Annotated in this window: 20 protein-coding genes; 8 read left to right on the plus strand and 12 right to left on the minus strand. The window is 62.7% G+C overall.

What is annotated here, in order from left to right:
• Window positions 1-3: 3 nt before the first annotated feature.
• The 9 genes from EHW12_RS03500 to EHW12_RS03540 are packed head-to-tail and all read right to left on the minus strand — an operon-like array spanning window position 4 to window position 8833.
• Window positions 4-528 carry a hypothetical protein gene (locus EHW12_RS03500; protein ID WP_042451875.1) on the minus strand — a complete coding sequence of 175 codons (525 nt, stop codon included), beginning with the start codon at window positions 526-528 and terminating at the stop codon, window positions 4-6.
• Window positions 525-1763 (minus strand): MlaD family protein, encoded by a 1239-nt coding sequence (locus tag EHW12_RS03505; RefSeq protein WP_042923604.1) that lies wholly within the window; start codon window positions 1761-1763, stop codon window positions 525-527. The genes EHW12_RS03500 and EHW12_RS03505 overlap by 4 nt, the downstream gene beginning before the upstream one ends.
• The gene (locus EHW12_RS03510) at window positions 1760-2833 is read right to left on the minus strand and encodes an MCE family protein (RefSeq protein WP_042451872.1); all 1074 of its coding nucleotides are present in this window, start codon (window positions 2831-2833) and stop codon (window positions 1760-1762) included. Before EHW12_RS03510 ends, EHW12_RS03505 begins: the two co-directional genes overlap by 4 nt.
• Window positions 2833-3912 (minus strand): MCE family protein, encoded by a 1080-nt coding sequence (locus EHW12_RS03515; protein ID WP_050656747.1) that lies wholly within the window; start codon window positions 3910-3912, stop codon window positions 2833-2835. Before EHW12_RS03515 ends, EHW12_RS03510 begins: the two co-directional genes overlap by 1 nt.
• A complete protein-coding gene (locus EHW12_RS03520) occupies window positions 3909-4901 on the minus strand; it encodes an MCE family protein (RefSeq protein WP_063892124.1) in 993 nt (330 codons plus the stop codon). The genes EHW12_RS03515 and EHW12_RS03520 overlap by 4 nt, the downstream gene beginning before the upstream one ends.
• Window positions 4898-5908 carry an MlaD family protein gene (locus EHW12_RS03525; RefSeq protein ID WP_076948563.1) on the minus strand — a complete coding sequence of 337 codons (1011 nt, stop codon included), beginning with the start codon at window positions 5906-5908 and terminating at the stop codon, window positions 4898-4900. Before EHW12_RS03525 ends, EHW12_RS03520 begins: the two co-directional genes overlap by 4 nt.
• Window positions 5905-7089, minus strand: a complete 1185-nt coding sequence (locus tag EHW12_RS03530; protein ID WP_125050291.1) for an MCE family protein — start codon at window positions 7087-7089, stop codon at window positions 5905-5907. The genes EHW12_RS03525 and EHW12_RS03530 overlap by 4 nt, the downstream gene beginning before the upstream one ends.
• A complete protein-coding gene (locus EHW12_RS03535) occupies window positions 7086-7931 on the minus strand; it encodes an ABC transporter permease (RefSeq protein ID WP_003945610.1) in 846 nt (281 codons plus the stop codon). Before EHW12_RS03535 ends, EHW12_RS03530 begins: the two co-directional genes overlap by 4 nt.
• The gene (locus tag EHW12_RS03540; protein WP_241199090.1) at window positions 7931-8833 is read right to left on the minus strand and encodes an ABC transporter permease; all 903 of its coding nucleotides are present in this window, start codon (window positions 8831-8833) and stop codon (window positions 7931-7933) included. Before EHW12_RS03540 ends, EHW12_RS03535 begins: the two co-directional genes overlap by 1 nt.
• A 179-nt stretch (window positions 8834-9012) precedes the next feature.
• Here EHW12_RS03540 and EHW12_RS03545 point away from each other — a divergent pair, with 179 nt between their 5' ends.
• Together EHW12_RS03545 and EHW12_RS03550 are read left to right on the plus strand one after the other, a co-directional pair.
• Complete coding sequence (locus EHW12_RS03545; protein ID WP_003945421.1) at window positions 9013-9651, plus strand: carbonic anhydrase; 639 nt, start codon at window positions 9013-9015, stop codon at window positions 9649-9651.
• A gap of 97 nt (window positions 9652-9748) precedes the next feature.
• On the plus strand, window positions 9749-10492 hold the full coding sequence (locus EHW12_RS03550) for a DUF4232 domain-containing protein (RefSeq protein ID WP_125050292.1): 744 nt from the start codon (window positions 9749-9751) through the stop codon (window positions 10490-10492).
• Between the two features lie 25 nt (window positions 10493-10517).
• On the opposite strand, the gene disA is transcribed toward EHW12_RS03550, so the two are convergent.
• Window positions 10518-11603: a DNA integrity scanning diadenylate cyclase DisA gene (disA, locus tag EHW12_RS03555; RefSeq protein ID WP_024487741.1), complete on the minus strand. Its 1086-nt coding sequence runs from the start codon at window positions 11601-11603 to the stop codon at window positions 10518-10520.
• A gap of 96 nt (window positions 11604-11699) precedes the next feature.
• On the opposite strand from disA, the gene EHW12_RS03560 reads away from it, so the two are divergent.
• On the plus strand, window positions 11700-12260 hold the full coding sequence (locus EHW12_RS03560; protein ID WP_003945494.1) for a PaaI family thioesterase: 561 nt from the start codon (window positions 11700-11702) through the stop codon (window positions 12258-12260).
• Window positions 12261-12283: 23 nt separating this feature from the next.
• Here the strand turns inward: EHW12_RS03560 and radA are convergent, their stop codons facing one another.
• Window positions 12284-13717 carry a DNA repair protein RadA gene (radA, locus tag EHW12_RS03565; protein WP_003945739.1) on the minus strand — a complete coding sequence of 478 codons (1434 nt, stop codon included), beginning with the start codon at window positions 13715-13717 and terminating at the stop codon, window positions 12284-12286.
• A gap of 98 nt (window positions 13718-13815) precedes the next feature.
• Window positions 13816-14451 carry a lipoprotein gene (locus tag EHW12_RS03570; protein ID WP_007726888.1) on the minus strand — a complete coding sequence of 212 codons (636 nt, stop codon included), beginning with the start codon at window positions 14449-14451 and terminating at the stop codon, window positions 13816-13818.
• A gap of 265 nt (window positions 14452-14716) precedes the next feature.
• Between EHW12_RS03570 and carD the strand changes: the two genes are divergently transcribed.
• From carD to rlmB, 5 genes are read left to right on the plus strand one after another with little or no spacing between them, the layout of a single operon-like run.
• Window positions 14717-15205 (plus strand): RNA polymerase-binding transcription factor CarD, encoded by a 489-nt coding sequence (gene carD / locus EHW12_RS03575; protein WP_003945666.1) that lies wholly within the window; start codon window positions 14717-14719, stop codon window positions 15203-15205.
• 22 nt (window positions 15206-15227) lie between these two features.
• Window positions 15228-15926 (plus strand): 2-C-methyl-D-erythritol 4-phosphate cytidylyltransferase, encoded by a 699-nt coding sequence (gene ispD / locus EHW12_RS03580; protein ID WP_039972758.1) that lies wholly within the window; start codon window positions 15228-15230, stop codon window positions 15924-15926.
• Complete coding sequence (gene ispF, locus EHW12_RS03585; protein WP_047269647.1) at window positions 15927-16403, plus strand: 2-C-methyl-D-erythritol 2,4-cyclodiphosphate synthase; 477 nt, start codon at window positions 15927-15929, stop codon at window positions 16401-16403.
• A gap of 11 nt (window positions 16404-16414) precedes the next feature.
• Window positions 16415-17809: a cysteine--tRNA ligase gene (gene cysS, locus EHW12_RS03590; RefSeq protein WP_003945830.1), complete on the plus strand. Its 1395-nt coding sequence runs from the start codon at window positions 16415-16417 to the stop codon at window positions 17807-17809.
• Between the two features lie 2 nt (window positions 17810-17811).
• Entirely contained in the window at window positions 17812-18783 is a 972-nt protein-coding gene (rlmB, locus tag EHW12_RS03595) for a 23S rRNA (guanosine(2251)-2'-O)-methyltransferase RlmB (RefSeq protein WP_125050293.1), read from the plus strand.
• Window positions 18784-18793: the final 10 nt, after the last annotated feature.

Here is an 18793-nt window from a genome sequence, read left to right on the forward strand (position 1 = left end):
GGGTCACAACAACTGCACGTTACTCAGTTTCCACTCGCCGTCCTCGCGGACCAGCGAAAGTTGCATCCGGTTGCGGTCGATTCTCGGATCGGGGGAGTTGGTGTTCGTGATCGTCTGATCGAGGAACACGAGAACCTCGGCGTTGTCGCGATCACTGCTCGCCAGCCCGGCTGAAATGATCTGAGCGGACGAGGTCGCCTGATACTGCACGATCATGTTCTGAAGGTTGGCTGCCACCTGGGCGTACTGACCGGCGAATTCGCCGACAGAATTGTCACGGACCACGGAGAGATTCTGATCGAGGTTCTGGAAGTTGTACGTCGCAAGATCAGTGGCGAATTGCCGTCCGCTGTCCAGGGCGCTGATACGCGCGTTTTCGTCGACCGATTTCTGCCAGGTCGCGAATGCGCCCCATCCGAGCGCCGCGACCACGACCAGGGCGCCGGCAACGATCGCTACGGTCTGCTTGCGAAGCCGCTTGGGCTTGTCGACGATTGTGGGCGTCTGGGGTTCGGTTGTCTCGGTCATTGCGTTCCTTGTACTAGTAGTGCGGCAAACGAGTTGTCACCGAGAACGGTGTTCTGACCACCGTTGAGGCCCAGACGAATCGACGTTCCGTCACCGGCTGCGACCGTTCCGAGGGCAGGATCGTATTCAGCAACCCCGTCGATCGTTCCAGTTCCGGTGGGGACGTTCTGCGATCCGCGATTCTGGATCCGGCCCGACTGGTCCGCGCAGTGTTGGTTCTTGTCGAGCGTGGTCGGTGAGGTGTCCTGTACCGATCGCCGGGGCGTGTCGTAGATACAGACCGGTCCGAGTGCTGTGATCAGATCAAGCTGTGCCCGTCCGTCTTTGACGATACTTCCGAACTTCTCGAATCCTTTGGGCACCACCACCAACAAGGCATCGACGGCGGGCATCCGTGCAGTGACGATCTGAGTGGAGACGAGAGAATTGGCCAACAGCAGACTGAACGGCTCACGACTCTGTTCGATGAGAGGCAGTATCTGATTGTCGAGAACACTCGGGCTTCGATCGAGGAGTGTGCGCAGTTGCGGATCGGAGTTTCGTACCTGATCTGTCAATTGGCGAAGTGTGAGTGCAACTTCGGGAAGAGCGTCAACATTTTCCTCGTTCGCAGTGAACAGTGAGCGCGAGTTCTCGACGAGTGTGTTGACACGCGGTTGATCGGATTGGACAGTGCGCGCGAGCACGTCGAAGTTGTCGACGAGCGCCTGCAGATCCGGACCCAATCCGTTCAATCCCTCGCCGAGTTCGTGCGAGAGGGTTCGCAGGTCTGCCGGATCGACGGTGTCGGCAGCAGCGTTGAAATTCGCAATCACGGTTCCCAACGCGACCGGGATCGAAGTGCGCTCAGTCGGAACAACGGAACCTTCAACCAGATACGGGCCGCCGTCGGTCTGCGAGGACAACTGAACTTTCAATACCGGAACGGCGGTGTCCTGGCTGATGGCCACATGCGAATCGTTGGGGATCTGTTTGTCGGCGGCGATGCTCAACGTCATCACGACGAGGTCCTGGGCAGAGTCCACCTCCACCGACTCGACGTCGCCGACGGTGACTCCGCGATAGGCCACTTCCGAACCGGGAGCGATTCCGGCCGCGTTCTCCAATTCGACGATGACCGAGAAGGTTCCGGTGAACGGATCTCCGGCACCGACTTGCCGGAGTACGTACGTCGTGCTGACCACCGCGATGAGGAGAAAGGCGGCGATCTCGAAATAGACGGTTCGGTTCTTCATCGCGTTCCTCCTTGCAGGGGTGTCGTGATCGGCAGTTCCCGATCGGAGGCGGGCAGAGGTGGCAGTGGCGGTGCGGCGCCCGGGATTATCTCGTTGAGCACTCCGGTCACGGTGCCCTCGACATCGACGTCGAGGTCGATGTTCACGTAATCGCCTGGGCTGGCACGCTCGAGGAGCACTCTTGCGTTGTCCAGGTTGGCCATCGTCTCACCCAGTGTCGGCCCCATTGCCGAGAACTGGTCGAGGATGGGTGACAGTCGTCCGGTGATCTCGGAAATCTGGTCGGCCGACTGGTCGAGTACGGAATTGGTTGCGGTACTGAGCCGATCGGTTTCGTCGAGTAGATCGAGGAGCGGTTGTCGTTGGTCGGCGATCACGCCCAATGCGGGTGTGAGTGTGCGCAAGCCTTCGTCGATGGTGGCGCTCTCGTCTCCGATCAGAGCGCTGAGCCGGTTCAGTGAATCCAGTGCCGAATTGATCGATTCCTTTCGGTCGTCAAGTGTTCCGAGAAAAGTGTCAAGGCGTGCAAGCAGATCGCGGATCGTCTCCTCCCTGCCGTCGAGAATCTGATCAGCCTCACTGACGATGTTCTTGACCTGCGCCAACCCACTGCCGTTCAACAGAGTTCCGACGGCGCCGAGCAGTTGTGCGACATCGGGTCCGCGCACGGTCTCCGATCGCTCGATGGTGGAACCTGGTTCGAGAATGGGGCCCGCTGGATCGACCGGAACTTCGAGGTTGACGAACGCATCGCCGATCGGGGTCGACAGTTCGATCCGAGCGCGGGTGCCGACAGGTAGTTCGATGTCCGACGCGATTTCGGTATGTACCACGGCTGCAAAGGTTTGCGCGCTCATCGACGTGACTCTGCCGACCACTGCCTGGCCGATCCGCACCTCGCCGCCGACGGGAAGTAACGACGCGTCGACGAATTCCATGTTCAGCGGGTACGACTCTCCTGGCAGACCGCGTCCGAGGGGGAGGTGCTGGAAGTTGAGACTGCAGCCGGTCAATGGCGCGGCGATGACAAGTGCCACGACAACGCTCACCACGGACTTGTTCGACGCCATCAGTTACCCCCACCGAGGATGCGTGCCAGGTCGGAGCTGCCTGCCGAAGGAAATTCGATGGGATTGACGATTCCCGGCCCTGTGCACAGCGGTATCGGCATCTTCTCGCACAGTTCTCTCGTCGTGTCGAACTGTGAGAGATCGGTGGCGACGTTCAATCGTGCTCTGGCTCGGCCTTCTTCGGTGACGAGGTTGGCGACGTTCTCGAATCCCGTTGGTGCCGTTTCGATGATCTCGCGCAGTTGATCCTGTTTGGTCGCGACTGCACCGGCCAACTGTGCGAGCGTACCCAGATCGGCGGTGACCGCCTCGCCGTGTTCGGCGAGTAGCGCTGAGACCTGTCCGAGCAACGTGGTCAGGGAATCGAGCGCCCCGCTGATGTCTTCTCGCTGGGCGCTGAACGTGCGGGCGGTGACTGTCACCGAGTTCGACAGAGAGTCGACCTTGGTCTGGTTGTCCGCGATCAACTGCACGAGGGTGTTCAGGTTCTTCACCAGTTCGGAGATGTCGGGACTTGCACCCGCCAGTACCGAACTGGCCTGTGAGATGGACCGAACGGCATCGTTGAATGCTTGCCCGTTGCCGTCCAACGCGTGGGCGCCTTCTCCGATGAGGTCACCGATCCCGCCGCCGTCGGCGCCAGGGCCGAGCGCCACCGTCAATTCGTTCACCGATGCGGTGAGTTGGTCCCACGTCAGCGGGGAGTGAGTGCGTTCGAGAGGGATCACCGCGCCGTCGGTGAGGAACTCACCGTCCTCGTAGCCGGGGCCGAGTTCGATCGTGCGGTCACTGATGACCGAGGGAGACAGGACCCAGGCCTGCGCGTCGGCGGGTATACGTGTTCCGGATGGCAGGCTCAGCGCCACTCGTACCCGGGACCCTTCCGGCGTGACGCTCTCGACCCTCCCGCTGGGAACTCCCAGAATCGTCACTGTGTTCCCGGTGAAGATAGCGTCGGTCGAGGTGAATTCGGCGGTGAGAGTGAGTCTGTGTTCGTCACGCGTGACGACCAGGACGGCACCGATCGCGCAGATCACTATCGCTGCCAGCACGGCGAGTTTCTTGACGGTCGTGGTCATCGACACCCCTGAACGAGCCCGACGACGCACAACCAGTTGTCCGGGATGAGGGTGGAGGGTGAGTTGAGGTCGAGCCAGTTGCCGTTACCGGTTGCGTTGGTGACGTAGCGGACGCTGGGGGCGAAGTTGTCGAGCAGTGTGGTCAGTGATTGTTCGTTCTCGGACAGAACTCCCGTCACCACGTGGATGTCTCCCATGACCGAGTCGATCAAAGCCTGGTTGTCGCCCAGGAACTGGGCAAGTGTGGTGCTCAACTGATTGAGGTCTTGTACAAGCGCATTCAGCACATCTCGCCGGTCGGCGATCGTGGACATCACCAGATCCGCATTCCCCAGAAGGGTTTCCAGAGTGTCCTTCTGCTCGATCAGTGTTGCGGTCGTCTGCTGCGCTCCGGTGAGAAGGGAACGGAGCGCAACGTCGTTGTCGTTGACTACTCCGGAGAGTGCGTCGATTCCCTCGAGTGAGCGGCGAATGAGTTCGGGATCGTCCGGTGAGTTGTCGGACACCACGGTCAGCATGTTTCGCAGTTGTTGCAGATCAAGGTTTTCCGACGTGGATTGTGCTCCTCGACCGAGATCGTCGAGAGTGAAGGGAACGCTCGTGTTCTCGATGGGGATGGTCGAACCTGCGGGTAACGAGCGCGATCCGTTCGGAGTGACGTCGAGCGAGCGTCGGCCGAGCAGAGTCGAGATCTTGATGTCCGCACGGGAGTCTTCGCCGAGAGTGACGCCGTCGTCGAGTCGGAAGGTGACTTCAACCGAGTTGCCGCTGACCGCCAACGAGGTGACCACCCCGCTCGGGACTCCCGCGACGTTGACCGGATCGTCCTGCGTCAACCCGGTGGCGTTGGCAAAGACGGCGTGGTACTCGTTGGTCTTGACCTTCAAGATCAGTTGAGGGACAACGAGTGCGGCCAGAACCACACCGACTCCGACGAGGATGCAGATGATTCCGTTGCGGACCGGGTTCTTGACGGTGAGCCAGTTCATCGGCACACCGCCGAACGCTCGGGGCCGCCGAGGGTCACCGATTGGTCCAGCGCGCTGAGCCGGAAGTTGCAGATGTAGATGTTCGCCCAGCTTCCGTAGCTCATCGCGATCCCCAACTGGGTGAACAGTTGATCGAAAGCGGTGATACCGGTCGCCAGCGACTCACGATTGTCGACGACGACGCGAGCCGACTGATCGATCGAAGTCAGCGCGCCAGCCAAGTCCGGTTCCACGCCCGTCACCAAGTCCTGAAGTGAAGAAGTCAGGGCGCCTGCGGAATCCACTGCGGCCGAGATCTGTTGGCGGTCCTGTGCCAAACCGCCGACCAGTGCGTCGAGCGTGTTGATCATCTCGACGAAGTTGGGTCGATTCGTCGTGGTCACGGTAAGGACCCGGTCGAGGTTGTTCAGTAGTTGGTCCAAGATCGCGTCCCGGGACGTCAAGTTCTCGGTGACGGCAACAGTGCGCTCCAGCAGGCTTTCGATGGTGGAACCTTGTCCTTGGAATACCTGGACGACCTGTGCGGCAAGCTCGTTGACTTCTGCGGGGTCAAGTGCGTCGAACAGGGGACGGAATCCGCCGAGGATGTCGGTGAGGTCGATCGCCGGCTGAGTCTGTTCCACGGGAATTGTGGCCCCGGGGGAGAGGTAGTTGCCTGTTGCGCGTTCGGCCTGTCCGGGTTCGATCGAAATTGTTCGCGCTCCCAACAGGTCTGCGTACCTCACCACAGCGCGACCGTCGGACGGAATACGTTGTGCAGATTCGAGTTCGAAGCCGACGACGGCTTGGTTGTTCACCAACTCGACGCTGTCGACGCGCCCTACTCGCACCCCGGCGATCTGAACATCGCTGCCGGTGACCAGGCCGGAGGCATTGACGAAGACGGCCCGGTACTGCGAACTAGACCCGGAGACTGGGTTGATCAGAGTGCTCACCACAACCACGGTGGCGAGAATCGACAGTGCAGCAAACAGTCCGAACCTGATCAGAGATTTCTTCACGCTCATCCGCCCATCACCGTCGTGCCGCGAAATACCGGCCCCGCCACGAGAGTGTCCAAAGCTGTACCGCCCTGGGTGAGAGCCGAGATCAGGGACTGTTCGGCAGGGCTGCCGACCGGGCCGACGGTTCCGCCGAACGCGGTCGCGGCGGCAGGACAGTTGGGTCCGCGGGTTCCGTCGTACTGTGGGCAGTCGGTCTTTCCGTACGGATACAGATCTGTGACGGACAGCCGTAGATCGGTGCTGAGCCACGGACCATGCGCCAACGCGGGCGGGAGCTTGATCGTGAGATTGCGCAGGCCGTTGTAGAAGGTCGTGATGTGGTCCGGCCGCGAAGTGATTGCGCCGGTCAGGGAATCGGCGTCGTCGACCAAGGTGATCATGCGGTCGCGATTGTCACCGATCAGACTCGTGGCAGCAGCTCCCGTGCTGGTGCCGGCACGCAGAAGCCCCGCCAACCCGTCGGATTTCTCGACGACGGTCTTGGATGTGGTGATGGAGTTCTCGAATGCGGCGAGCATGTCCGGCGCACTCGTCGAGAGACTGTCGGCGAGGGTGGCTATGTCGTCGAGGTCGTCACCGAGTCCGTTGATGACGGGCTGCGCACCGACCAACGCTTGGTGGACTGAATCGAGCGATTCGCCGATCTGGTTTCCCTTGCCGCTCAACGCGTCCGAGACTGCCGTGAGTGCGGCGTTGATGTCGGCGGGGTCGAGGGAAGAAACGAGCGAGTAGATCCGTGAGATCGATTGGTAGAGCTGGACCGCGACTTCGGACTGATCGGATACCAACTCGGTACCCGGCACGAGAGCAGGACCACGCGAGAGTCCGTCAGGTTGAATCAGGTCTACGAAGAAGTCGCCGAAGATGTTGCGGGGCATCAGTCGCACCTGACTTGTCGACGGTATGTCCTCGAACGCTCCCTCGTCGATCGCGAGTGAGACAGTCGAAGCGGTGGTGCCCGGCTCGATCTCGGCCACAGCGCCGACGACGACGCCGCGGTACTGTACCGAGGATCCGACTCGCAGCGCACCGGCACTGGCGGGGACGACAGCACTGACCTGCGGCGTGGAACCGGTGGAGTCCGTACCTCTGCTGAACAAGAAGACGTAGGCGAGGATCAGGATGACCACGGCGAGTAAACCCCGCAGTGCCAGGGTGATTCGGCTGGAATTCGTGACGATCATCCGGTCAGCCCGGGTACGTGAGGTTTGAGTCCCCACAGCGCAATGGTCATCGCGACGTCGGTGAACGCAAGGAAGACGATGCTGGTGCGCAACGCTCGTCCGGCGGCTCGTCCGACGCCTTCGGGTCCACCCGTCGCGGTGTAACCGTAGTAGCAGTGCACGAGGGTCACGACGACCGCGAACACCATGACTTTTATCAAGGACAACCAGATGTCGTTGGGAGAGAGGAAAAGACTGAAGTAGTAGCCGTACGTTCCCTCCGACTGGCCTTTGACCCGGATCACCGCAAGCGCCGTTGCCATGTACGAAGCAAACAGGCCGACCAGGTACAGCGGGACCACCGCGATGAGCGCCGCGATCATTCGGGTGGTGACCAGGTACCGCAGCGAGGGAATCGCCATGACTTCGAGCGCGTCGATTTCCTCGGAGATCCGCATCGCTCCGAGCTGCGCGGTGAATCCGGTTCCGACCTTGGCTGCCAGGGTGATTGCGGCAACGAGTGGTGCCACCTCGCGAGTATTCGCGATGGCGGACATCACGCCGGACAGCGGTGCGAGGCCGACGAGGTTGAGTCCGCGGTAGCCCTCGAGTCCGATCTGGGAACCGGCGAAGAACGAGATCGCGAAGATCACGACGACGCTGCCGCCTCCGGCGAGCAGGGTGCCCGAACCGAATGCCACCTGGGCGACGAGACGGGCGACTTCACGCCAATAGCGCTTGAGGGTTGCCGGAATCGAGGTGATGACACGCGCGTGGAACGTGAACTGATCGCCGAGCCGACTCAGGCCGTCGACGGTCCGCGAACTGACCCTCTTGGCACGAATTGCGATGGGCAGGTGCATCAATAGGCACCTTTCACCGAGACGAACAGTGGGTAGAACTGAGTAATTGCGAGGTTGGCGACAAACACGAGGACAAACGAGAGCACGACGGTCTCGTTGACTGCGTCGCCGACGCCTTGAGCTCCGCGCTTGACGGTCAGGCCCTTGTAGCAGGCCACGATTCCCGAGATGAGAGCAAAGGCAACGGCTTTGATGCCGGAGACGACGAAGTCGCTGGGTTGACTGAATTGAACGAGATTGCGCAGGAAACTCTGTGCGTTGCCGTCGAGTATCAGGACGTGAACGAAGAGGCTTGCGCCCAAACCGATTACGAGAACTATCGAGTTCAGTAGGAGGCAGACGACGGCAATGGCGATCATCCGGGGTACGACCAGGCGTTCGAGCACGGGTAGACCGAGCACTTCGAGTGCATCGATTTCCTCGCGTATCGTTCGCGCTCCCAAATCTGCGCAGATTGCGGAACCGCCGACACCGGCGATGATCAGGGCGCACACCAGGGGGCCGGCCTGTCCGATGATGAGGAACGCGACGACGGCACCGCTGTACGCACCCGCACCGATTTGATCTGCGAGCGCACCGATCTGCAGTGCTACCCCGACACCGAGGGGAATCATCACCAGAGCGGACGCGACCGAGGTGACGTGGGCGAGAAACCACATCTGGTCGAGCGCCTCACGCCAGGCGAGACGCTTGTGTCGAAGAGATGTGAACGCCGCAACGCACACGCGAACGGTGAAGGTGAAGAGCAGTCCGATCTCGGAGAGCAGGTTCGAGAACATGTTCGTCTTGGCGGGGAGACGGCAGTTGTTTCCCCGGTTGTTCCATTCCCGGTCGTCGTAGCTTCGGTGCTCACGCCATCCCCCTCTCCGGCCGAATCGTTCTGGTCGGGTTTCTTCGATCACACTCGGGAGCTCGAAGTGCTCCAGGTCACGTTCGGAGACGGTATCAGGAAACTGACTCTGAAGTAAGTTCCATTTCGGCCACTTCATCACCGGGCGCGAATGTCGACGCGGAACTTTCGTTTGCGTCCACGCAACCTTCCCGGCGAGAGCCCGAAATGCGGCGGGTGCACAATGAGTGAATGCCACGATCAAGCCCCATTTCCGCTTGGAAGTCCCTTCGCGAAGGCAACGAGCGATTTGTCAACGACGCGTCCATTCACCCCAGCCAGGGAATCGCGGACCGCGCGAAACTCGTCGATGGGCAGCACCCCACAGCGGTGCTGTTCGGTTGCGGTGATTCGCGCGTAGCCGCCGAGATCATCTTCGACCAGGGTCTCGGCGACATGTTCGTCGTGCGCACTGCAGGTCACGTGCTCGACGATTCGGTGCTCGGTTCCATCGAGTACGCGGTTCACGTGCTCAACGTGCCGCTCATCGTCGTCCTCGGGCACGACGGTTGCGGTGCCGTGAAGGCAACGCTCGACGCCCTGGACGAGGGCGCAGTTCCCGACGGATTCATCCGCAGTGTGGTCGAGCGTGTTGCTCCGTCCATCCTGATGGGCCGCAACGAGGGCTTGTCCACCGTGGACGAACTCGAAGGCCGTCACGTCGTGGAGACCGGCTCGCTGATCATGCAGAGGTCCCGGATCATCGCCGACAAGGTGGACAAGGGTGCGTGCGCGATCGTCGGCGTCACGTACACGTTGTCCGACGGTCACATGCGAGTTCAGGGCGCAGTCGGCGACATCGGCGAGAGCGTCGAGACCGTCGAGGGTTAGATCTTCCGGGGCAGTGGTACCTGGCAGCAGACAATGGGTACCGACACGCCGCCTCAGCTGACGGTTAGTGGACCCTGCGCCAACTACCGTTGAGTCCGTGTTGGAACCTAATGGACCACTGCCCCCCGAGATCTACTGGCGTCGCCGGGCGCTGGCCATTGGTGCCGCCGTCATTGCGCTGGCGTTGATCATCTGGGCGGCGTCCGCCCTCTTCGGCGATGGAAGTGATACCCCGGAGGCCGATTCGGCCGCTGCGAGTTCCTCGCTGACGACGGACGTCTCCTTCACCCCCAACCCTTCCGGCTCCAACGCGCCGGACGGTGGCGGTGGCTCGGGTGGCGGCGCTGCCGGTGGATCAGGTGGCTCGGGCACGCAGGCTTCGGGATCGTCTTCGTCTTCGTCTTCGTCTTCGACCACCGGGGCTCCGGTCCCGGCCGGTCAGTGCGCCGACTCGTCGCTGGCAGTCAAGGCCACCGCAGACAAGGCGACCTTCGCTCCCGGCGAAGAGCCGTCGTTCACGATCGTCATCACCAACATCGGTTCGGCACCCTGTGATCGAGATCTGGCCGGCGGCCTTCAGCAGGTGCTCGTCTACAGCATCGACGGCAAGACCCGGTTGTGGTCCAACGTCGACTGCTACCCGCAGCCCGCAGCCGACGTACGCAATCTCGCGCCCGGCGAGCAAGCTGCGTTCAAGGTCGCCTGGTCGGCCACGACGTCGACCCCCGAGTGCGCGACCGCGCAGAACCCCGAGCGCAATCCGGTGGGCGCAGGCGCTTACACGGTTGTCGGGCAGCTCGGTGCACTGCGAAGCTCCCCGGAGCCGTTCAACATCGCATGAGCGCGGGCAAGCCTGAACAGGCCCGCTAGTTGAAGGATCCGGTGATCGACGTTTCCGCGAGCCGGGAAAGTCCCTCACGGATGTGACGGGCCCACAGCCCGCCGATGCCCTCGACCGACTGCAGATCGGCAGCCGTAGCGGCCAGCAGCGACTGGAGAGTGCCGAAGGATCCGACCAACCGGTGGATCTGATGGAACTGCAATCGAGGTACACGCATCAGCACGCGATATCCGCGAGGAGTCATCGGAGTGTCGAGGGCTTCGATCGTGCCCGGATAACCGAGAACACGCGCAAGAGTCGTGAGATCGAGTAGATCGGCGTCGGTGACGCGATCGAGTGCGACGAGGACGTTGTCCATCGCCGCGGTGCCGATGGGTTCGGGACCGGCAAGATAGTCCCGAACGATGAGTTGACGTGCAATGTCGTTGTCGCCGACCAGTTCTTCGAGCTGCAGTGCCAACTGGCGACCGTCGGTGCCGAGTTCGAGGACATCCTGTTCGATTTCGATCGACACGCGGCGAACCATTTCGAGGCGCTGTACGACGGTCAACGCGTCGCGCAGAGTCACGAAATCCTCGATCTCGACGACCGACAGTTGCCGTGTCACTTCGTCGAGTCGCGCTTTGTATCGTTCGAGCGTCGCGACGGCCTGGTTGGCGCGCGAAAGTATGGTGGCCGAGCCGTCGATGACGTGCCGGATGCCGCCGACGTACACACTGACGATCGACATCGACTGACTGACCGAGACCACGGGATAGCCGGTCTGAATTGCCGTGCGCTCGGCAGCGCGGTGCCTCGTGCCGGATTCGACGGTGGGAATCTTGTGATCGGGAACCAGCTGGACGTTGGCACGCACGATGCGTGTGCCGTCCGTCGAGAGGACAACCGCGCCGTCCATCTTCGACAGCTCACGCAATCGGGTCGGTGCGAACTCCACGTCGAGGTTGAATCCGCCGTCACACAGCGCTTCCATTTCCTCGTCGTATCCGAGGACGATCAGCGCGCCGGTACGGCCGCGCAGAATTCGTTCGAGCCCGTCTCGCAAAGCGGTACCCGGCGCCAACCTGGCGATGGTCTCTCGCAATGCCGACGACGACTGTGTGTCCGCCATCGCACTGATCATTGAGAAACTCCCTGCTGAGGTCGATGTCACTTCGGTCGGGTCCGATGCCTGCGCCGGACGGATCCCCGTTTAGATTACCTATCCATGAGTAGTACCTGGACCCTGCCTGATGACCTGACTGTCCCGGAGCCGGTCGAATTCTTTCCGGCCGCCGGCGAGAAGCTGCCTCAGCACTGGTCGAAATGCTTCGGCTGCGGCGACGACCAGCCTGCGGGAATGGCGATGAGTTTCAGGGCTGGTAACGGACTGGAAGTGACCGGTCGTCTGGAGGTCGCCAAGAAGTATCAGGGCGGTCCAGGTGTCATTCACGGCGGCATTCTGTCGACGGCATTCGACGAGGCTCAAGGTATGGCATGTATGGCTCTCGGCTCGCCGGTGGTGACGGGGCACCTCGAGATCGACTTCGCCCGGCCGATCCCGTTGGGATCGGTGCTCGAATTCCGGGCTCGCATCGACGGCGTTGTACGCCGCAAGGTCTACACCAGTGCAGAAGCGGTGATCGTCGAAGGTCCGACAGCGGATCCGGACACGGTGGTGGGAACCTCCCGGGGACTGTTCCTGACCATCACCTCGGAACACTTCGCCAAGACCAAGGAGTTCGTGGACGGCGAACCGACGTCCCCGTTCGGCACCTCGTCGGTCTGACGAGGTAGTCGGCCGAACGACGATCACTTCACCGGCGTGAGCTTGGGGCGAGACGGGGCTTGTTTGCCGCCCATCAATCCGGCGTAGGCCAGTGCCTCGGCCAGATTCGCTACTTCGTTGACGCGCATGCCGGGAATGTTCGGGCCGGAATCGACCGGCACGATGGCGCTGGTGAATCCCAGTCGGGCAGCTTCGATCAGCCGTCGGTTCACCCCGGCAACCCGTCGAACCTCCCCGGCGAGTCCGACCTCGCCGAGGATGACGAGCCCCTTGGGGACGGGTTTGGCTTTCACGGCGGAAGCGACCGCAATGGCGAGAGCCAGATCGGCACCCGGCTCGGTCATCCGCATACCGCCGACGGTCGCGGCGTAGACGTCGGCCTTCGAGATCGACACTCCGACGCGGCGCTCCAACACGGCCAGAACCATGGCCACACGGGCGGTGTCGAGCCCGCTGACGGCTCGGCGAGGTGTCGGTAGCGGCGTGGCGGCGACGAGCGCCTGAACTTCACCGAGTAGAGGTCGCTTACCGTCCATCATCACGGTGACGGCAGTGCCTTCCACAGCTTCTTCACGGTGATGCAGGAACAGGCCGGACGGATCGCTGATCTCGTTGATGCCCTGCTCGCTCAGCTCGAAGCATCCGACCTCGTCGGCCGCACCGAATCTGTTCTTCACGCCGCGGACCATGCGCAGGGTGGAGTGCTTGTCACCTTCGAAGTGCAGAACCACGTCCACGAGATGCTCGAGCGAGCGCGGACCGGCGACGGCGCCGTCCTTGGTGACGTGGCCGATCAGAAGCACCGGGATTCCACTGGCCTTGGCCAGGGAGGTCAGGGCGCTGGTGACGGCCTTGACCTGAGTCACGCCGCCGACGACCCCGTCGACGTCGGCAGCAAGCATGGTCTGCACCGAGTCGACGATGACCAGTGTCGGTTTGACCTGCTCGATGTGGCCGAGGATGGTCGCGAGATCGGATTCGGCCGCCAGATACATCCGTTCGTGGACAGAGTTGGTGCGATCTGCCCGAAGCCGAACCTGACCGGCAGACTCCTCGCCCGTGACGTACAACGCTCGATCATCCGCGCTGCGCATCGCCCAGCGGTAGACGACCTCGAGAAGTAGCGTCGATTTTCCGACGCCGGGTTCTCCGGCGAGCAGCACCACCGAACCCGGTACGACGCCACCGCCGAGGACGCGGTCCAACTCACCGATCCCCGTGGGTTTGGCCTGCGTCGAGGTGCTGTCGATCTGTGTCAGCGGCGTGGCCGGCGTCGTAGGCAGCACGGCGCTTGATCCTGCTTTGGCGAGTGAGGCGCCGGCGCGACTGGCGACGGGTGCCACTACGGCGACCTCAGTCATCGAGCCCCACGAATCGCAGTCCGGACATCTACCGACCCACTTGGGCACTACCGACTGGCATTCGGAGCAGCGGTAGTTCGATTTCACTTTGGCCACCGGGACAGACTAGAGGCGGGGTCCGACATGGACCCCGCCTCTAGTGTGATTCTGAAGTTGTTCTGCGAGGCGCATTGTGCGCCTTGATAATTCGAGGCTCAGTGCCCAGCTTCTGCAACGTCGGGCGACTTGTCCGACTCGTTGCGCTCGAGCTGCGGGCCTGCGTCGACAGGTACGTCGACGGTGACCGATCCGGCCTTCTCGAACTTGAAGGTGATCGGGACGGTCAAGCCGGGGCGAACGCCTGCCTTGATGTCCTGCAGAACGACGAGAGAGAGCGCAGCGGGTGCGTCGTCGTTCTCTTCGTTGTTCTTGATCTGGGTCTCGGCCTCGGTCGCGGCGCCTTCGCCTGCGGGCAACTGACCGGCCTGCAGCGACGTCTGCGGCTTGATCGTCAAGCCACCTACCTCTTCACCTGCGATGACGCGTGCTGCGTAATCGGTGGTGATGCTGACGAGCTTGTCCGTGGTCTCGGCGCTGTCGTTCACGACGGTGAACGCGAGCACGGCGTTGCCGCCCGGCTCGATGCTGTACTCCTCGGACGAGGGGTAAGCGATGTGCACGTTGCGCAGTGCGATCTCACCGAGGTCGGCGCTGTTGCCGTTCACGGCGGCCTGCTGGACGGCGGTCTGGCTCACCTGTCCGGAACCGCAAGCGGACAGCGCGATGGCTGCGCCTGCAGCCAGTGCAATGGCGGTAGCGACTCGACGAGTCGGCTTACGGATAGCAGTCACGATTTGTCCTCCACGGCGTCAGGTTCGCACTCCACTAGGCAGAGTAGTAGATAAGGTCCCGCGGGCTGGCCGTCGGGTCGCCACAACGGTTGTCTGCGTGGGCTTTCAGTCCGTTACGCAGGGGTGCTCCAGACCAGTTGAATGCACGTACAACAAGCCCTGTCAACCCCTACGCTCGAGCAAGGATGCCCCTGACCTGCACAGTTGATGAGTGGTCGGTTCTTTCACGTGTTAAACTAGTGGAATCGAAAGGGGCACGGGACACATGATTTTCAAGGTCGGAGACACCGTCGTATACCCCCATCACGGTGCGGCGCTGATCGAAGCTATCGAAACCCGCACCATCAAGGGTGAGCAGAAGGAGTACCTGGTTCTGAAGGTCGCTCAAGGCGATCTCACAGTACGGGTTCCTGCAGACAACGCAGAGTACGTCGGAGTTCGTGACGTGGTCGGCCAAGAGGGCCTCGACAAGGTTTTCCAGGTTCTGCGAGCACCGCACACCGAAGAGCCCACCAACTGGTCTCGTCGATACAAGGCAAATCTCGAGAAGCTTGCCTCAGGTGACGTGAACAAGGTTGCAGAAGTTGTTCGTGACCTGTGGCGTCGTGAGCAGGACCGCGGACTTTCCGCTGGTGAGAAGCGCATGCTCGCCAAGGCTCGTCAGATTCTCGTCGGAGAGCTCGCGCTCGCCGAGGGCACTGACACCGAGAAGGCAGAGACCATTCTCGACGAGGTCCTCGCGGCCGCGTCCTGACTGCAACACAACAAAGCTGACAGTGGCAGTAGTAGCCCTGGTACCTGCCGCAGGTCGGGGAGTGCGATTGGGCGAGAAATTGCCCAAGGCATTTGTCGAACTCGGTGGGTGCACCATGCTTGCACGCGCGGTCGATGGACTCCGGAAATCCGGAGCGATCGACCGCGTTGTTGTCATTGTGCCGCCTGAACTGGTCGAATCCGTCGTAGCCGACCTCGGTCGTGCAGCGGACGTCGACGTCGTCGGCGGTGGTGCCGAAAGAACCGATTCGGTTCGAGCCGGCCTCAGCGCTGCCGGCGACGCAGATTTTGTACTCGTGCACGATGCCGCACGGGCATTGACACCGCCGGCGTTGATCGCGCGCGTCGTCGGAACTCTCCGAGCCGGCAGCTCCGCTGTCATCCCGGTACTTCCGGTTACCGACACGATCAAGTCGGTCGACGTACTCGGCGCAGTCACCGGTACGCCTCTGCGTTCGGAGTTGCGTGCGGTTCAAACTCCCCAAGGATTCTCCACCGACGTCCTGCGCAGTGCGTACGACGCCGGTGACGTCGCCGCGACCGACGACGCCGCTCTGGTCGAGCGTCTCGGTGTTTCGGTGCAGACGATTCCCGGCGACGCTCTCGCCTTCAAGATCACCACTCCGCTCGACCTGGTCCTTGCACGGGCGCTCCTGAGCTCGGAGACAGCGTTGAGTGCGGATTCACAGGACGGAAATTAGATGCGCGTCGGTCTCGGCACGGATGTTCATCCCATCGAGGTCGGTCGTCCTTGCTGGATGGCCGGGTTGCTGTTCGAGGAAGCAGACGGGTGCTCGGGCCATTCGGACGGCGATGTCGCCGTCCACGCGCTGTGTGACGCGTTGCTCTCTGCGGCGGGCCTCGGTGACCTCGGTTCGGTTTTCGGCACCGGCAGGCCCGAATGGGACGGCGTGAGCGGCGCTCGAATGCTTGCCGAGGTTCGCCGACTGCTCGAAGAGAACCAGTTCGCCGTCGGCAACGCCGCGGTGCAGGTCATCGGCAACCGTCCGAAGATCGGGCCACGTCGCGACGAGGCACAGAAGGTGCTCTCGGACATTCTCGGCGCGCCTGTTTCGGTGTCCGCGACCACCACGGACGGCCTCGGCTTGACCGGTCGCGGCGAGGGGATCGCCGCCATGGCCACCGCGTTGGTCATGACAACCGAACACGACAGGTAAGATCGCTGGTCGTGACCCTGCGCCTATACGACACCGGTACGCGGGCCCTTCGGGATTTTGTTCCGTTGGCCCCCGGACATGCATCGGTGTACCTGTGTGGGGCGACAGTTCAGGGCGATCCTCACATCGGACACGTTCGTAGCGGCGTCGCTTTCGACGTGCTGCGTCGCTGGCTGTTGGCGCACGGCAACGACGTTGCCTTCGTGCGCAACGTGACGGACATCGACGACAAGATTCTCAACAAGGCCGCCGGCGCCGGTCGACCTTGGTGGGAGTGGGCGGCGACGTTCGAGCGGTCGTTCACGTGGGCCTACGACCAACTGGGCGTGCTGCCACCGTCCATCGAGCCACGGGCCACGGGCCACGTGACGCAGATGGTCGAGATGATGGAACGTCTGATCGAGAACGGCCACGCGTACGCGGCGGGCGGTGACGTCTACTTCGACGTGCAGAGCTACCCCGAGTACGGCGCACTGTCCGGCCACAAACTCGACGACGTTCATCAGGGCGAGAGTGCGGCCGAGGGCAAGCGCGATCCTCGCGACTTCACCCTCTGGAAGGCCGTCAAGCCCGGTGAGCCCTCGTGGCCGACACCGTGGGGACCCGGCCGTCCGGGCTGGCACCTCGAGTGCTCGGCCATGGCGGAGTTCTATCTCGGGGCGGCATTCGACATCCATTGTGGTGGACGCGATCTCGTCTTCCCGCACCACGAGAACGAAATTGCGCAGGCCAAGTGCGCCGGCGACGATTTCGCTCAGTACTGGTTGCACAACGGCTGGGTCACGATGAGTGGCGAGAAGATGTCCAAGTCGTTGGGCAACGTTCTCTCGGTGCCGAACGTGCTCAAGAAGGTTCGTCCGCAAGAACTTCGGTACTACCTCGGTAGTGCGCACTACCGTTCCAATCTCGAGTACTCGGACGAGGCGTTGGACGAAAGTGCGAAGTCCTACCAGGGGCTCGAGTCGTTCGTCCTGCGCACACACAAGCGTGCGGGCGGCGTCGAACTCGGTACGTGGACCGAAGGTTTCGCGGCGGCTCTCGACAACGACTTGTCGGTGCCGATCGCGTTGGCCGAGATTCACGGCAAGGCGAGCGAGGGTAATTCCGCGCTCGCTGCCGGTGATCTCGACGCGGCTCGGGTGGCTGCCGGCCAGGTGCGGGCCATGCTCGCGATCCTGGGCGTCGACCCACTCGACGAGCATTGGACGCAGTCCGGTGGCGACACCGAGACGGCAATGGAAGCTTTGGACGTGTTGGTGCGGGCCGATCTCGATCGTCGGCAGCAGGCACGTACGGAAAAGAACTGGGCGGTGGCGGACGAGGTCCGCGATCGCCTCATCAAGGCGGGTATCGAAGTAACCGATACTCCCGACGGACCCGAATGGTCCCTTAAGGCAGGGCAGTAACAATGGCTGGAAACTCGAGCAGGCGCGGCGCAGTCCGTAAGGGCGGCACCAAGAAGGGCCAGGTTGCCGGTTCCGGCGGTAAGCACCGTCGCGGTCTCGAAGGGCGTGGCGCTACGCCGCCCGCCGAGGCACGCACCAAGCATCCCGCGGCAAAGCGTGCAGCGCGCGCCGCACGTGCCGACGAGAAGCAGGGCCGCGGTGGCCGTCCGGGTCCGGGCCGCAAGGTTCTCGACGGTCCCGAGACAGTGCTCGGACGCAACCCGGTGGTCGAGTGCCTACGCGCCGGCGTTCCGGCGACTGCACTGTGGGTCGCCGTCGGCACCGAGAGCGACGATCGACTGAAGGAATCCGTTCAGCTCGCTGCGGATGCCGGCATCTCGATCCTCGAGGTCCCCCGCACCGATCTGGATCGCCTCAGCGCCAACGGTCTTCACCAGGGCATCGCCCTGCAGGTTCCGCCGTACCGCTACGCGCACCCGGACGATCTTCTCTCGGAGGCACGCAAGCATGCCGAGCCGCCGCTGCTCGTCGCGCTGGACAACATCACCGATCCCCGCAACCTGGGTGCCGTCGTGCGCTCGGTCGCAGCTTTCGGTGGACACGGCGTCGTGATTCCGGAGCGTCGTAGCGCGAGCGTGAGTGCTGTCGCTTGGCGCACCAGCGCCGGCGCTGCCGCTCGTTTGCCGATTGCTCGGGCAACCAACCTCACCCGCACGCTCAAGGACTGGGCATCGAAGGGTGTTCAGGTCATCGGTCTCGACGCCGAGGGCGACACCACTCTCGACGATTTCGACGGCAGCGGTCCCGTTGTGATCGTGGTCGGTTCCGAGGGCAAGGGCCTTTCGCGCCTCGTCCGCGAGAACTGCGACGCGATCCTGTCGATTCCGATGGCCGGTCCGGTCGAGTCGCTCAACGCCTCGGTTGCCGCCGGAGTCGTCCTGGCGGACATCGCCCGCAGGCGTCGTAGCAGCTGAGTTGTAACGG

It is taken from the genome of Rhodococcus sp. NJ-530, assembly GCF_003860625.1.
Taxonomy (GTDB): Bacteria; Actinomycetota; Actinomycetes; order Mycobacteriales; family Mycobacteriaceae; genus Rhodococcus_F; species Rhodococcus_F qingshengii.

Coding starts and splice junctions, on each gene's coding strand:
- EHW12_RS03545 (WP_003945421.1), top strand. CDS start 9,013: ATGCCACGATCAAGCCCCATTTCCGCTTGGAAGTCCCTTCGCGAAGGC.
- EHW12_RS03510 (WP_042451872.1), bottom strand. CDS start 2,833: ATGGCGTCGAACAAGTCCGTGGTGAGCGTTGTCGTGGCACTTGTCATC.
- rlmB (WP_125050293.1), top strand. CDS start 17,812: ATGGCTGGAAACTCGAGCAGGCGCGGCGCAGTCCGTAAGGGCGGCACC.
- EHW12_RS03525 (WP_076948563.1), bottom strand. CDS start 5,908: ATGAGCGTGAAGAAATCTCTGATCAGGTTCGGACTGTTTGCTGCACTG.
- EHW12_RS03515 (WP_050656747.1), bottom strand. CDS start 3,912: ATGACCACGACCGTCAAGAAACTCGCCGTGCTGGCAGCGATAGTGATC.
- EHW12_RS03500 (WP_042451875.1), bottom strand. CDS start 528: ATGACCGAGACAACCGAACCCCAGACGCCCACAATCGTCGACAAGCCC.
- carD (WP_003945666.1), top strand. CDS start 14,717: ATGATTTTCAAGGTCGGAGACACCGTCGTATACCCCCATCACGGTGCG.
- EHW12_RS03530 (WP_125050291.1), bottom strand. CDS start 7,089: ATGATCGTCACGAATTCCAGCCGAATCACCCTGGCACTGCGGGGTTTA.
- ispF (WP_047269647.1), top strand. CDS start 15,927: ATGCGCGTCGGTCTCGGCACGGATGTTCATCCCATCGAGGTCGGTCGT.
- EHW12_RS03505 (WP_042923604.1), bottom strand. CDS start 1,763: ATGAAGAACCGAACCGTCTATTTCGAGATCGCCGCCTTTCTCCTCATC.
- EHW12_RS03520 (WP_063892124.1), bottom strand. CDS start 4,901: ATGAACTGGCTCACCGTCAAGAACCCGGTCCGCAACGGAATCATCTGC.
- EHW12_RS03560 (WP_003945494.1), top strand. CDS start 11,700: ATGAGTAGTACCTGGACCCTGCCTGATGACCTGACTGTCCCGGAGCCG.
- disA (WP_024487741.1), bottom strand. CDS start 11,603: ATGGCGGACACACAGTCGTCGTCGGCATTGCGAGAGACCATCGCCAGG.
- EHW12_RS03535 (WP_003945610.1), bottom strand. CDS start 7,931: ATGCACCTGCCCATCGCAATTCGTGCCAAGAGGGTCAGTTCGCGGACC.